The organism is Streptomyces cellostaticus (genome assembly GCF_001513965.1).
Classification (GTDB): domain Bacteria; phylum Actinomycetota; class Actinomycetes; order Streptomycetales; family Streptomycetaceae; genus Streptomyces; species Streptomyces cellostaticus.
The window spans coordinates 522,075-535,650 of sequence record NZ_KQ948017.1 but is presented as its reverse complement, the minus strand read 5'-3'; the positions used below and the strand labels follow the sequence as shown (position 1 = coordinate 535,650).

13 protein-coding genes and 1 pseudogene are annotated in these 13,576 nt (G+C 72.5%); 4 read left to right on the top strand and 10 right to left on the bottom strand.

All coding sequences use genetic code 11. The features are described from left to right. Positions 1-36 precede the first annotated feature (36 nt). The 3 genes from AQI88_RS09500 to AQI88_RS09490 all read right to left on the bottom strand — a co-directional run bounded on the left by AQI88_RS09500 (position 37) and on the right by AQI88_RS09490 (position 2,955). Positions 37-1,614, bottom strand: coding sequence for a multicopper oxidase family protein (locus tag AQI88_RS09500; RefSeq protein WP_066994932.1), 1,578 nt, complete (start codon positions 1,612-1,614; stop codon positions 37-39). A 97-nt stretch (positions 1,615-1,711) separates the two neighbouring features. Beyond that, positions 1,712-2,434, bottom strand: coding sequence for a 2OG-Fe(II) oxygenase (locus AQI88_RS09495; RefSeq protein WP_066994929.1), 723 nt, complete (start codon positions 2,432-2,434; stop codon positions 1,712-1,714). 14 nt (positions 2,435-2,448) lie between these two features. Further along, entirely contained in the window at positions 2,449-2,955 is a 507-nt protein-coding gene (locus tag AQI88_RS09490; protein ID WP_066994926.1) for a methylated-DNA--[protein]-cysteine S-methyltransferase, read from the bottom strand. 173 nt (positions 2,956-3,128) lie between these two features. Here AQI88_RS09490 and AQI88_RS09485 point away from each other — a divergent pair, with 173 nt between their 5' ends. The 3 genes from AQI88_RS09485 to AQI88_RS09475 all read left to right on the top strand — a co-directional run bounded on the left by AQI88_RS09485 (position 3,129) and on the right by AQI88_RS09475 (position 5,934). Beyond that, positions 3,129-3,368 carry a hypothetical protein gene (locus AQI88_RS09485; protein ID WP_066994923.1) on the top strand — a complete coding sequence of 80 codons (240 nt, stop codon included), beginning with the start codon at positions 3,129-3,131 and terminating at the stop codon, positions 3,366-3,368. Between the two features lie 3 nt (positions 3,369-3,371). After that, complete coding sequence (locus tag AQI88_RS09480) at positions 3,372-3,749, top strand: toxin Doc (protein ID WP_066994920.1); 378 nt, start codon at positions 3,372-3,374, stop codon at positions 3,747-3,749. A gap of 472 nt (positions 3,750-4,221) precedes the next feature. Beyond that, positions 4,222-5,934, top strand: a complete 1,713-nt coding sequence (locus AQI88_RS09475; protein WP_066994916.1) for an RICIN domain-containing protein — start codon at positions 4,222-4,224, stop codon at positions 5,932-5,934. Between the two features lie 521 nt (positions 5,935-6,455). Here AQI88_RS09475 and AQI88_RS09470 read toward each other — a convergent pair. The 5 genes from AQI88_RS09470 to AQI88_RS09450 all read right to left on the bottom strand — a co-directional run bounded on the left by AQI88_RS09470 (position 6,456) and on the right by AQI88_RS09450 (position 11,522). Next, positions 6,456-7,625: a lactate 2-monooxygenase gene (locus AQI88_RS09470; RefSeq protein ID WP_066994913.1), complete on the bottom strand. Its 1,170-nt coding sequence runs from the start codon at positions 7,623-7,625 to the stop codon at positions 6,456-6,458. 68 nt (positions 7,626-7,693) lie between these two features. Continuing rightward, a complete protein-coding gene (locus tag AQI88_RS09465) occupies positions 7,694-8,389 on the bottom strand; it encodes an alpha/beta fold hydrolase (protein WP_066994910.1) in 696 nt (231 codons plus the stop codon). Positions 8,390-8,538: 149 nt separating this feature from the next. Continuing rightward, entirely contained in the window at positions 8,539-9,210 is a 672-nt protein-coding gene (locus AQI88_RS09460) for a cyclase family protein (protein WP_066994908.1), read from the bottom strand. Then, on the bottom strand, positions 9,207-10,802 hold the full coding sequence (locus AQI88_RS09455; RefSeq protein WP_066994905.1) for a purine-cytosine permease family protein: 1,596 nt from the start codon (positions 10,800-10,802) through the stop codon (positions 9,207-9,209). Before AQI88_RS09455 ends, AQI88_RS09460 begins: the two co-directional genes overlap by 4 nt. Before the next feature lie 156 nt (positions 10,803-10,958). Beyond that, positions 10,959-11,522, bottom strand: coding sequence for a hypothetical protein (locus tag AQI88_RS09450; RefSeq protein WP_066994902.1), 564 nt, complete (start codon positions 11,520-11,522; stop codon positions 10,959-10,961). Positions 11,523-11,857: 335 nt separating this feature from the next. Between AQI88_RS09450 and AQI88_RS09445 the strand changes: the two genes are divergently transcribed. After that, positions 11,858-12,292, top strand: coding sequence for a subtilase-type protease inhibitor (locus tag AQI88_RS09445; RefSeq protein WP_066994900.1), 435 nt, complete (start codon positions 11,858-11,860; stop codon positions 12,290-12,292). Positions 12,293-12,507: 215 nt separating this feature from the next. On the opposite strand, the gene AQI88_RS09440 is transcribed toward AQI88_RS09445, so the two are convergent. Together AQI88_RS09440 and AQI88_RS42855 are read right to left on the bottom strand one after the other, a co-directional pair. Further along, positions 12,508-13,005, bottom strand: a complete 498-nt coding sequence (locus AQI88_RS09440) for a methyltransferase family protein (RefSeq protein ID WP_066994897.1) — start codon at positions 13,003-13,005, stop codon at positions 12,508-12,510. 175 nt (positions 13,006-13,180) lie between these two features. Beyond that, positions 13,181-13,531: pseudogene (locus AQI88_RS42855) on the bottom strand (MFS transporter); the annotation flags it as partial. Between the last annotated feature and the right edge of the window lie 45 nt (positions 13,532-13,576).

The window sequence follows — 13,576 nt, the reverse complement described above, 5'->3', positions numbered from 1 at the left end:
CTAGCTCCCCCGGGGCTCCCCCGCCGGATCACCCGGTCATTTGCGGTACCCGAGGATGGTCATCATCCCGCTCTCCGAGTGGTACTGGTTGTGGCAGTGGAGCATCCACAGGCCGGGGTTGTCGGCGTCGAAGTCGACCACCAGTTTGCGGTGGGGGAGGACCAGGGCGGTGTCCTTGCGCGCGCCGACGCCGTCCAGTCCGGTGACGGCGAAGGTGTGGCCGTGCAGGTGCAGGGGGTGCCACATGTCCGTGGCGTTGATGAGGGTGAGCCGCACCCGCTCACCGGCGCGCACCGGGTGGCGCTGGCGCACGTCGTAGGGATGGTGGTCGAAGCCCCAGTCGTACTTCGTCATGGTGCCGGTGACCTTGATGCGCATCTCGCGGTCGATGTCGCTGTCGTCGAGGGCGACGGAGTCGTCCGGAACGAGGCGACGGGCAGGGATGACCTTCCCGTCGAGTTCGTCCGGGTGGACGTTGGCGGGGGGCATGCTTCTCCCGCTGTCGGTGCGCAGGACGGCGAGGCCCCGGGCGTTCTTGCCCTCGGCGAGCGCCACGAAGGGGAAGACACCGTCCTCGGCGGTGACGAGGACGTCGTACCGCTCGGCCATGCCGATGAGGAGGGCGTCGGTCTCCTGGGGCTCCACGGGATAGCCGTCGGTGTGCGTGACGGTCATGGTGTGGCCGCCCAGCGCCACACGGAAGGCGGTGTCGGAGCCGGCGTTGATGATCCGCATCCGGATGCGCTCGCCGGGCCGGCACCGGAACACGCGGGGATGGCTGGCCGTACGGCCGTTGACCAGGTAGTAGGGATAGGCGACGCTGCCCCCTTCCCCGTGGAGCATGCGGCTGTGGGAGTTGCGCAGCACACGGGAGGGGCCGGCCGGCCGGTTGTCTCCGGCGCCCATGGCCATGCTTCCCATGCTCATGCCCCCGCCGGGCTTGAGCTGGCCGAGCACCCGGTCGGGGGTGGAGCCGTCCACGCCGTCGACCCAGTCGTCCAGGACGATGATCCATTCGTGGTCGTAGGCGAGGGGTTCCCTCGGGTCGTCGACGACGAGCGGGGCGTACAGACCGCGGTCGGGCTGGAGTCCGACGTGGGAGTGGAACAGATAGGTGCCCGGATGGGCGACGGTGAAGCGGTAGGTGAAGTCGGCTCCGGGAGCGACGGCCTGCTGGGTCAGGCCCGGGGCGCCGTCCATGTCGCAGCGCATCCTGATGCCGTGGGAGTGGAGTGTGGTCGTGGTGGGCAGCCGGTTGGCGAGAGTGAGGCTGAGGACGTCTCCGGCGGTGATGCGCACCAGCGGCCCGGGCAGCGCCTCCTGGTAGGCCCAGGACCGAACCTGCCGTCCGCCCAGGTCCAGCGTGCTCTCGGCGGCGGTGAACCTGAGCATGCGTACGGGGCCGGAGCCGCGTGCGCGCTCGGCGGCGCGGACCTCCGGACCCGACGGGTCGACATATCCAGGGGGCCCCGGGGGAACGAAGCCCCCGCCGTCCGCCATGCCCGCGGGGCCGGAGCGGGCGTGGGCGCCGTAGTCGGTGCAGGCAGGCAGGAGTCCCGTGCCGACGGCAGCAATCGGGGCACGGAGCAGGCTACGCCGCGAAAGTGAGTGCATGAGGGAAATAAGACACGTTTTGCGCTGATATCTGATGGATCTGGGACGGCGCGTCCCATGGTGTCGGGTGTGGCAGGGCCGTGCGGGCCCGCCCGCGTCAGGCGGCGTCGTGGAACACCAGCCCCAGCGTGCGGCGCCGCCCGGACCGTACGGTGCTCACTCCGTGCCGCATCGCCCCGGCCGACCAGCCGCGGCGCGTCCGTACCGGGCGGTCCCGGGTCGTGAACACCAGGCCGTGCCCCTGCCGCAGGACACTCGCGGACCCTCGGGACTGGGCGCGCGGCCTCTGTTCCACCATCAGGAACTCGCCGCCGGTGTAGTCGGTGCCGTACGTGTCCAGGGCGATCACCACCTGGAGCGGGAAGACCAGCTCGCCGAACACGTCCCGGTGCAGGGCGTTCCAGTCGCCCGGACCGTGGCTGAGCAGGATCTGCGCCGACCGGTCCTGACCGGCCGCGTGGCACCGCTCGAGCCACGCGTCCAGGGAGTCCGGCCAGGGCGCCGGGCGGCCCAGGCGGGCCGCCCAGTCGCGGGCGACGGGGAGCAGATGCGGGTAGAGGGCGGCGCGCAGCGCGGCCACGGGGGCGGGCAGGTCGTGCGTGAAGTAGCGGTACGCGCCGGACCCGAACCGGTGCCGGGCCAGGTCGACAGTGGTGCGGAACAGCTCCGGCTCGTCGTAGAGGGCGGCAAGCTCGGCGCACTCGCCGGGCGTCAGCAGGGGGCCGGTGGGTGCGCTGCCGTCCTCGTCCAGTCCGGCCATGAGCGCGGTCCAGTCGGTGCGGGCGGCGCGGCGACGGGCCTCGGCCCGGGTGAGTTCCATGACTCCTCCTTCCGTCACACCAGGGTCGGCTGCAGCGCGCCCTCGTGGGTGAGCAGCCATACCTTGCGCTCCACCCCGCCGGCGTACCCGCGCATCGAGCCGTCCGTGCCGATCACCCGGTGGCAGGGGCGCACCAGCAGCAGGGGGTTGGCGCCGAGTGCCTGTCCCACCGTGCGGATCCCGTCCCGGGGCACGCCCAGGTGCGCGGCCAGTTCGCCGTAGCTGGTCGTGGTGGCGTACGGGATGTCCTCCAGGGCCTGCCACACCCTCTGCTGGAACGGCGTACCGGTGGCGGCGAGCGGGAGGGAGAAGCGGGTGAGGCGGCAGGCGAAGTACGCGTCCAGCTGACGGAGCACCTCGGCGAACGCCCGGTCGTCGCGGTCCCCGGCCCGCACCGTGGGCGCGCCGCGCTGCCCCGGCAGGGACAGCGAGGTGAGGGTGAGGCCGCCGGACTCCTCGCCGGTCAGCAGCAGTTCGCCGAGCGGGCTCGCGCAGGTGGTGTGGACGGTGTTCCTGGTCATCGGGTCCTCCTGACTCTCGTGACTCCCGATGGGTTCGCTGTCGAGTCTGCTCGGCCCGCCGCCTGGTCACCGGCGGAAATCGGACCTGGCTCTGAGATCCTGAAGGTACCGGGGGAAAGGGGGCTTGACCTGCTCGTATTTACGGGTAAGTACCCGCGCGGTACCGTGAGGGCATGCCAGCTCTCAACGTGGAGTTCAGCGAACGCGAACTAGAGGACCTGCGGCAGATCGCCAAGGAGCGCGGTACGTCGATGAAGGCCCTCGTGCGCGAGGCCGCCGCCGCCGACATCGCCCGGCACCGGGCGCTGCAGGAGGGCGCGGAGGCCTTCCGGAGCTTCTTCACCGCCCACGCCGAGGAGTTCGCAGCAGCGTTCCCCGACGACGAGTCGCCCGCCAAGGGCAAGGCCGCCTGAGCGATGCCCTCTGTCATCCACATCGACGTCCCGTGGCTGCTCCAGCGGCACGAGGAGGTCCTGCCCGACCAGCCCACGGTCGACGACTTCTCCGCGCTGGTCGCCGCCGTCGCCCGGCACCGCGTCGACCCGCCCCGGCTCGGCGTGGACTCCGACCCCGCCTGGCGGGCCGCCGCCCTGCTGCACACCCTCGCCGTCCTCAAGCCGCTGCCCGCGGCCAACGCCCGCTTCGCCTGCGCCACCGCCGTGGCCTACATGTTCACGAGCGGCGTCGGCATCGACCCGCCCTACGGAGCCCTCGTCGACCTCGCCCGCGACCTGATGTCCGGCAAGACCGACGTGTACGGCGCGGCCGACCGGCTCCGTTCCTGGCAGATCTGACACCGCCCCGGCCGGCGGGGGAAGCCGCCGGGGCCGCCGGCCGGGGCCCCGAGGGCGGGAGGAACGGGGCCGGCGGCCGGCTTCGCGCAGAACCGCCGTCCTGCGCGGGGCCTTCCGAGAAGGGCCGGATCCCAGTCCACTCCCGGGCCGTGTGCCCGGGGAGCGTGCGCGGCCCGCCGGTGCGTGCGCGCCCTTCACACGGGGCACGGGGAAAGCCGAAAGCCGCCGTACCGGACCTGGGTTCCCTGCCTGATTTCTGACTTTCTTTCAAACCTGCCGATGTCTTACGCGCGCCTTGTTGCGTGTGTGGAGGTTGTGCAAGGGTTGAAACACTCGTGCGGGGGATAATGACCGGGATTCTTCCGGTAGTTGGGGAACCGGGCCGCTACGGCATCGGCGAATTCCCGCTCCCCTCGCGCGCATCCCCGAGGTTCGTCACCAACGCACCATACGCATCAAAGGAATCCGCTCCGTGCCCACCCCCCACCCCCCTTGTCCTCCCTACCCGCCCTCCGGCGGCGATCCCGGAGAGTCCGACGAGTCCGTCGCCGCACCACTGCGCGCCGGTTCCGACGCGGAGGCCGCCCGGTCCGCCGCGCTGCTGATGGCCCGGCACTGGCAGCCGGTGCAGGACTACGCGGTCATCTGCCTGGCCGCACCCGGGCCCCTCGCCCACATGGTCACCGCCGCCGCCTTCCACCAGGTCCTCGACCGGCTCGCGCTCGGCGAACCGGCCGAGGCGCTCAGGCCCCGCCTGCTCGTGGCCGTGCGGGACACGGTCGTGAACTGGTCCGCCACGGACCGAATAGCCTCCGTACTGCCCGGACTTCTCAAACCCGCCGGGGGCCGCGGTATGCGCACCGCGAAGACCCTGATACCGGAAAACCGTGCACTCTCCGAACGTTCATTCCGCAGCCTTCCCCGGCTCGAACAGGCGTTGCTGTGGCACACCGAGGTCGAGGCCGAGCCGATAAACGTCCCCGCGGGCCTGCTCGGCATGGACTTCGACAGCGCGGCGACCGCACTCGAACAAGCCCGCGAGACATTCCGGGAAGGCTGTGTCCGCGCCCACCGGGAACTCGCGCCGAGCACCGACTGCCGCCACTACAACCGCCTTCTCGACGGGCCCATCCGCCGCGGCGGCGCCCTGCTGCCGGACGTCCAGCAGCACCTCGCCGCCTGCCCCTACTGCCGGCACGCCGCCGAGCAACTGGGGCAGATCGAGGCCGGACTCGGCGTACTGCTCGCCGAAGCGGTCCTCGGCTGGGGCGCCCGCCGCTACCTCGACTCGCGCCCGGGCCGCCGCGGGCCGGGCCCCGCCCGCACCCGCAGCACCTCCCGGCGCTCCGGCGGACGCCGGCACGGCGGCGGAAAGCCCGGGCTGCTGGCCCGGGTCCCGGTGCCCGGCGGACGCCGACGGGGCGGCGCGGAGCCGGGGGCGGTCGACCGGGTCCCCGTGCCCGCGCGCCGCGCGCGGGAGGCCGACCGGGCTGCGTCCCGGGTCGGCTGGTCGTCCAGGACGCTGCTCACCAGCGTCGGCGTCGCCTCGGCCGGGCTGCTCGCGACCGTCCTCGTGATCAGCGTGTGGCCGTCCGGCGGCGACGGCACCGACCCGGTCGCCTCGACGGGCGCGGCCCCCGGCACCGACGGCCAGTCCCCGCCCGCCTCCGCCACGGCGCCCGGCACGGCGGGACTGCCCTCGGCCGGCCGGCCGAACCGGCTGCACAACGCCGCCGCCGATCTGTGCCTGGACATCAAGGGCAAGCCCGCGGCCGGCGCGAGCGCGGTGCTCGCGGTCTGCTCCGCCGCGCCGACACAGCAGTGGAGGTACGACACCGACGGGCTGCTGCGCAGCGCGGCCGACTCCGGCCTGTGCCTGGACTCGCACGCCGACGCCGGCGTGGTCATCCTCGGCACCTGCGCCGGCTCCGGCGCGAAGCGGGAGGACGACGTGCGCTACGACCTCACCGTGCAGGGCGAGTTGCTGCCCCGCTGGGACGAGACCCTCGCCCTCGCCCCGGCGGGCGAGGACGCGGGCGCCGACATCGTCGTCAAGGTCCGGGACCGCTCCGCCGACCAGCGCTGGCTGACCGACGGGCCGTCGGCCGGCCCCGGCTCTCTGTCGATCGCCGGCACCGACGGACCCTCCGCACAGCCGGCAGAACTGCCGGGGACGGGCACGTAGCCCCCGGCACCGTGTCCCGCCGCGTCCAAGGGCGACACCGGTTTCCGCGGGGTGGGACCCGACCGACGCAGGCACTCGGTCGACGGGCGGCACGCGGTCGGCCGCGGGCCGGTGACGGGGCTTGGGCTGTGGGCGGGGCGTGGTCGGTTGGGGAGGCGGCCTGGCGGTCAGACGTGGTCTGGTGGCGGGGCTGGGTTTGTCCGTGGGGTGTGGTGTGGTGGTGGGTTGTGGTCTGGTGGCGGGGCTGGCTTTGTCGGTGGGGTGTGGTCGGTTGGGGGAGGGGGGGTCTGCTGGCGGGGTGCGGTCGGTCGGGGAGGGGCCTGGTGGCCAGATGTGGTCTGGTGCGGGACACGGGTCGGTGACGAGGCCGGGGCTGTCGGCGGGACACGGGCCGGTGGCGGGGCCGGACTGTCGGCGGGACTCGGCCGGTGCAGTGCGGCGAGACGCGAGCGGGGTGCAGGGCCAGGGTTGGCGGCGGGCGCCCGCGGGGTGTGTGAGGCCCGGTGGGCGCCCGTCGGGCCTCAGATGGGTGTCTCGGTGAGGTCGTCCGCGGTGACTGTCGCGGGTGTGGCGTGTCCGGACAGGGCGAGGGTGAGGTCGAACTCCGCGAGTGCGCAGCGGATCACATGCTCGACGCCCGCCTGCCCGTCCAGGCCGAGCCCGTAGACGTACGGCCGCCCGAGCAGCACCGCCCGCGCGCCGAGGGCGAGCGCCTTGAACACGTCGGCCCCGGTGCGCACCCCGCTGTCGAACAACACCGTCAGCCGGTCGCCGACCGCGGCCGCGACGCCGGGCAGCGCGTCGGCCGCGGCGACCGAGCCGGCCACCTGCCGGCCGCCGTGGTTGGAGACCACCACCCCGTCCATCCCGGCGTCCGCGGCGAGCCGGGCGTCGTCCGGGTGCAGGACGCCCTTGAGGACGATCGGCCCGTCCCAGTGCTCCCGCAGGAAGGCGAGGTCCGGCCAGGTGTGGCTCGCGTCCCCGAACAGGCCGAGGAAGTGCCGGACGGCGGCGTTCGGGTCCTCGTGGACGGGTTGGGCGAGGCCCGCCCGGAAGGCCGGGTCGGTGAAGTAGTTGGCGGTGCCCACCCCGTGCAGGAACGGCAGATACGCCTGGTCGAGATCGCGTGGCCGCCAGGCCATCATCGGTGTGTCCAGGGTGACGACCAGCACCGTGAACCCGGCGGCCTTCGCCCGGCCGAGGAAACTCCGGGTCACCTCGCGGTCCTTGCCCCAGTACAGCTGGAACCACCGCTCGGCGTCCCCCATCTCCTCGGCCACCTGCTCCATCGGCGTACTGGACGCCGACGACAGGACGTACGGCACGCCGTGCGCTGCGGCCGCCCGGGCGACGGCGGACTCGGCGTCCGGATGCATGATCGATATCGTGCCCACCGGAGCCAGCGCCAGCGGCGCCGGCAGAGCGCGCCCCAGCACCTCCACCGACAGATCGCGCTCCTGCACATCCCTGAGCATGCGCGGCACGATCCGGCGCCGGTCGAGGGCCGCCCGGTTGGCGCGCGCCGTGCTCCCCTCGCCCGCACTGCCCGCCACATAGCCCACCGGGCCGGGGCCGAGCCGGTGTTCGGCCAGTTCCTCCAGCCGGGTCAGGTCGGTGGGCAGCCGGGGCACGGCACCCGTCATCCCGTTCAGATAGATCTCGTACTGGAAGTCCGCCCAGTGCTTGGCCATCCGGCGCTCCCGCCGCTCGTCGCTGAGTACGCGTGCACCCCGACGATACTGGCGGGTAGGCGGCGGCTTCAGCCGCGGGTGGCCGCCTCGTTCAGGATCCGGGCCAGATCCCGCGGCCTGGAGAACATCGGCCAGTGACCGGTGTTCAGCTCCACCAGCTCCCAGCGCCCGCCCTCGAGCGCCTCGGTCACGGCGGGCAGCGGCGGGCGGCCGTCCAGCACGCACTTGATGTACGTCGCCGGCAGCTCGGCCGGCGGGCGCTTGAGCACGGCCGGTTCGGTGAGCGTGGCGGCCGGGTGCGGGGTGCCCTCGCCGACGAGACGGGCGATCTGCTCGTCGGTGAGGTCCTGGTTCGCGTAGGCCGCCGGGGCGAGGAGCGGCCACACGCCGTCCTGCTCGGCGAGGGCGGCACGGATGTGGTCGCTGGGGAAGGCGTCGAGGAACGACACGCCGTCCGCGGGCAGGTTGGAGTCGACGAACACCACGCGGCGCAGCCGGTCGCCGATCCGTTCGGCCGCCTGCCCGACCGGCACGCCCGAGTAGCTGTGCCCGACCAGGACGACGTCCCGCAGATCCAGCCGCTCGACCTCGTCGACGATGTCCTGGACATGGATCTGCTGCCCCGCGGGCAGCTCCTTCTTCTCGGCCAGCCCGGACAGGGTGAGGGCGTGCACCTCATGGCCGGCGGCGCGCAGGTCGGCCGCCACCTCGTCCCACGCCCATGCCCCGAGCCAGGCGCCCGCCACCAGTATGAAGTCGGTCATGGCCGTCAACGTACCGGATCGATCCGGCAACTCCGTATCAAGGGCCTGGAGTTGGTCATTCCGGTCGCGGGCCGGCCGGGCACATGGGCAGGCGCGGGCTCGTCCACCGGGGAGGGCCTGCGAGGCGCCGGGGAGGGCCTGCGAGGCGCTCAGCCGACCCGGGCGATGGCCCGTACCGGAGCACCGTCCGCCCCGCGGAGCCTGAGCGGAAAGAGGAACACCTCGACCTCCTCCGCGCCCACCAGCCGTTCCAGCCCGGTCAGGTTCTCGGCGATCACCCCGCCCGCGCCGCACAGCACCCGATGGGCCGGCAGGCCGGAGCCGGCGTGCGGATCGCCCGGCGGGGGAGTCGGGTCGACGCTGAGCGCGTCCACGGCCACGGTCCGGGTGCCGGCCGCCACGACGGCCTCGGCGGCCTCGGGAGTCAGCCAGGGGTGGGCGAGGTACATGTCGGTGCCCCAGTGCGCCGACCAGCCCGTGGCGAGCAGCAGCAGCGCGCCGGGTGCCGCCGCGAGCGCGTCGAGCGCAGGGGCCAGCAGGGCCGGCGTGATCGGCGACCGAGCGGGCAGCCCCCGGAGGTCGGCCACGACCGCGCGACCGGCGAACCGGTCCAGCGGCAGCTCGTCCAGGCGGGGCCAGGCGTCGTCCACGTGGTACGGCGCGTCGAGGTGCGTGCCGGACTGTGAACCCAGGTGCAGGGCCAGGACGTTGACGCCGTCGGCCGGCGCCCGCAGGGCGGGGGAGACCGTGACCTCCGGGTCACCGGGATACACGGGCATCCCGGTGACCACGGGCACCGACAGATCGAGCCAGCCGCTCATCGGCCGCCCTCCGCCGCGAGCGCGGTCGGCACGTCGTCCGCCGGAGCACCCGGACCGGTGATCGGCGGCACCGGAGCCTCGACGGTACGGGCCAGCCGCGCGCCCTCGGGGCCGTACGCCGCCCGGGGTTCGGGGAACAGCCGCAGGAGCGTCAGGAACAGGACGGCGGCCACCGTGAGCGACAGGGGCAGGCTGATGTCGACGCCGTTCGCCAGGTCGCCCAGCGGGCCGACGAACTGGCCGGGGATGTTCGTGAACAGCACGCCGATCACCGCGGACACCCACCAGGCGGTCATGCCGCGCCAGTTCCAGCCGTGCGCGAACCAGTAACGGCCGCCGCGCTGGCGCCGGTTGAAGACCTGGAGCGCGTCGGGGTCGTACCAGCCGCGCCGGGTGTGGAAGCCGAGCATCATCACGACCATCCACGGCGTGGTGCAGGTGATGATCATCGTGGCGAACGTCGAGATGGACTGCACGAGGTCCAGCCCGAACCGGCCGATGAAGATGAACGCGATGGACACCACGCCGACCAGCAGCGTCGCCTGGACACGGGACAGCTTCGGGAACACCGACGAGAAGTCCAGGCCCGTGCCGTACAGCGAGGTCGTGCCCGTCGACATACCGCCGATCAGTGCCAGCAGGCACACCGGCAGGAAGAACCAGCTCGGCGAGATCGCCAGCAGTCCGCCCACGAAGTCGGGCGCGGCCGGGTCGACGTACTTCGGCGCCTTCGTCGCGATGATGCTCGCGGTCGCCAGGCCGAAGACGAACGGCAGCAGCGTCGCGATCTGGGAGAGGAACGCGGCCCCGACCACCTTGCGGCGCGGGGTGGCGGCCGGGATGTAGCGCGACCAGTCGCCGAGGAACGCGCCGAACGACACCGGGTTGGAGAGGACGATCAGGGCCGCGCCTATGAACGACGGCCAGAACAGTGACTTGGTCGCCGCGTCCGCCGAGGCCGTGAACACACCGGCGTACGACGGGTCGAAGTCACCGGCGAAGGCGATCGCGCCGAGCAGGAACAGCACGGTCGCCGAGGTCACCGCGATCTTGTTGACGAACAGCATGAACCGGAAGCCGTACACGCACACGGCGAGGACCAGCCCCGCGAACAGCGCGTACGCGACGACGTAGGACAGCGTGCCGCGCTCCAGGCCGAACAGCCGGTGCGCGCCGCCGACCAGGGCGTCTCCGGAGCTCCACACCGAGATGGAGAAGAAGGCGACGGCGGTCAGCAGCGACAGGAACGAGCCGACCACCCGGCCGTGCACGCCCAGGTGCGCGGAGGACGAGACCGCGTTGTTGGTGCCGTTGACCGGGCCGAACACCGCCATCGGGCACAGGATCAGGGCGCCTGCGACGACACCGAGGACGGTGGCCGCGAGTCCCTGCCGGAAGGAGAGCCCGAAGAGGATCGGGAACGCGCCGAGGACGCAGGTGGAGAAGGTGTTGGCGCCGCCGAAGGCGACCCGGAAGAGGTCGAGCGGGGTCGCGGTGCGGTCCGCGTCGGGGATGCGCTCGACGCCGTAGGGCTCGACCTCGGTGAGGGAGGGCGGCGGCGCGGTGGGGGAGTCGGGGGACTGAGGGCTCAAGGGGGCTCCGGCGAGGCTGCGGCGGTGGAGCGCTTGGTGGCGCGGCGGTGGCGAACGACCGCCGGTGCCGCAGGGGTGTGCGACGCGGGCGGGAGGCCGTCCTCGAGGGGTCTGCCGACGGTACGGCGCCGGCGAAGACCCCTGCCAGAGGACGATTCATCCATCTGCGCCGTCATCAGTGGAGGAATCAGCCACCTCCTCCGTGTCCGGGCCCTGCGCCCGGACCCGCTGGACGTGTTCCAGGGACTCGCGCAGCTCGGTCAGCCAGTCGTCGGTGTGGCGCTGGACCAGGCGCACGCACCAGGCGAGGGCGTCACTGCGGCTGCGCGCGACGCCCCCGGCGATCAAGGTGTCCAGGACCTGCCGCTCGGGCTGTCGCAGCCGGGTCATCACCGGCGCCGCCACATGCGTGAACAGGGCGCGCTCCGCGCCGCACACCACGCCCCAGGACACCTTGCGGCGGAACCGGTGCTCGGCCTCGCGGGCCACCTCGATCCGGGCCTCGCGGGTCCGCTCCCGGAACTCGTGGATCCGCGCCTGTACGGCGGCCTCCCGCTCGGCGTCCGAGGCGCCCTCGGTGAGCCGGGGCTCGGGGATGCGCCCGATCACGGTGATCTCCTCGCGGTCCGCGGTCACCTCGACCAGTTCCGCGAAGAGATCGTCGCTCAGTCGGCCCGCGAACCAGCCGCGCAGCTTCTCTGTCTGCTCCGTTGTAATCATGTAATGAGGGTGACTCCGGCTCCTTCATGAACGCAAGGAGTCGTGAAGGGGTCGTGAAGGGGTTCGCCACAGGCGAAGCCGGAATGTTTCAGGCCTATTAACGAGGCGGTCTTTTTCGGCCATCTGGCCGCATCCATCGATCGAGAACCGCTCAATTATGCGGTCGACCTGTTCGATTTCCGTGACTTCACGCCACTGATTCAACACGCAAGGTTACTGAAAGCTATGGGTTGGATGTGTGTTTCGACGGCGGACTCGGCAGAGTGGCGCTCGCCGCTCCGGCGCAGACCGGGCCGGAGTGAGCAACCGTCTATTCGAGCGGAAGGATGCACACAATGCGGAACACCGCGCGCTGGGCAGCGACCCTTGGCCTTGCGGCCACGACCGTTTGCGGACCCCTGATCGGGGCTGCCGCCGCTGCACCGCACGCCGCCCCGTCGTCGCTCTACGCCCCCTCGGCGCTGGTGCTCACCACCGGCCACGGCGACAATGCGGTCGCGGCGACTCCGGAGCGCGCCGTCACCCTGAACTGCGCCCCGACTGCCTCCGGCACCCATCCGGCTGCGGCTCAGGCCTGCGCCGAACTGCGTGGCGTCGGCGGCGACTTCGCGGCCCTCAAGCCCCGCGGCGACGTGTGGTGCACCAAGCTGTGGGACCCGGTAGTGGTCACGGTCCAGGGGGTATGGCAGGGCAAGCGCGTCTCCTACGAGCGCGTCTTCGGTAACACCTGCGTGAAGGACGCTCTGGACAGCAGCGTCTTCGCGTTCTAGGGACCGGGATCGCAGGGTCCCCGAATCGCCGGATCAGGCTCGCAACTGGGGAGTGCGGCCCCCTGGATCGGGTACCTGCGATCTCGCACCGGGATCGGTGGGCGGAGTGGGGCCGCCCTCCGGTTCCCGGGCTCACAGCCGCTCCCCGGACAGGTCCGTGGGGGGCCTTCCGGGGAGCGGCGAAAACCAACGATGCACGACCCGCCGCCGCGGTCTCACGTGCCCCGCCAGGGCGTGCGCCGCGGCCGCCAGGCCGGTACGGCCCGCCGGTAGTGTTCGTACTCCGCGCCGAACCGGCGCACCAGCCCCGGCTCCTCGGACCAGCGGACGAAGGCCCAGGTCAGCACTCCGATAACGGCGGCGTAGCCGAACAGCACCGGGCGGGCGAGCAGCAGGGCCTGGCCGCAGATTACGGCGACGACCGCGATGTAGACCGGATTGCGTACGAACCGGTACGGCCCGTTCACCACCAGCCGTTCGGGTGGCGCCACCGGTGACGGCGTGCCGAGGCCTTCCAGAGCGAACCGGGCGAAGGCATCCAGGATCACCGCCGCCCCGGCGGCCACGGGCAGCAGCCCGATCAGCCGCAGCGGTGGCCACCAGTGCCCGGCCTGCCAGCCGTCCGTCAGCAACCAGGGCACCAGAACCGACACGCTGCCCGTGATGAGGACGAGGAACAGGGCGCTGCCGAGTACCGCGCTCGTCTTGCGCATACATCCACCATGGCACCGCGAGGGGCCGCCGTCTCCCTGCTGACGGCGGCCCCTCCTGGCGTGCGCGGCGGTCACATGTGGACGACCTGCGTGGTCACGGCGTCCTGTTGCGGCACTCCGCGCCGGTAGAGCAGGAACGCGATGACCGTGCCCGCGGCGAAGAAGCCCGCCGACCTGAGGCCGCGGCGAAGCCCGCGACGTCGACGAGGAAGGCGGGCTTGCGGCCGAACAGGTCGGCTGTCCGGCCGCCGAGCAGCAGCAGCGAGGCGAAGGCCGGCGCGTAGGCGGTCACGATCCTCCCCCACTGCCTCAAGGGCGTGGGGGGACCCCCAGCCGGCTGCCGTCGGAGAAGCCGAGGTCGGCCTGGGCCGAGGGCAGGGCGATGTTCACGATCGTGGCGTCGAGCACCACCATCAGCTGGGGCGACGGCGATGACAGCGAGGATCCACCAGCGCTGGGGGGAGGCGGCCGGCGGCGCCTCCACGGCGGCCGTGCGGTCGCCGTCGGTCAGGGTCTTCCGGGACATCGGGAACCACTCCAGGGAAGTCGTTCGAAGCGGGAACACGAGCAG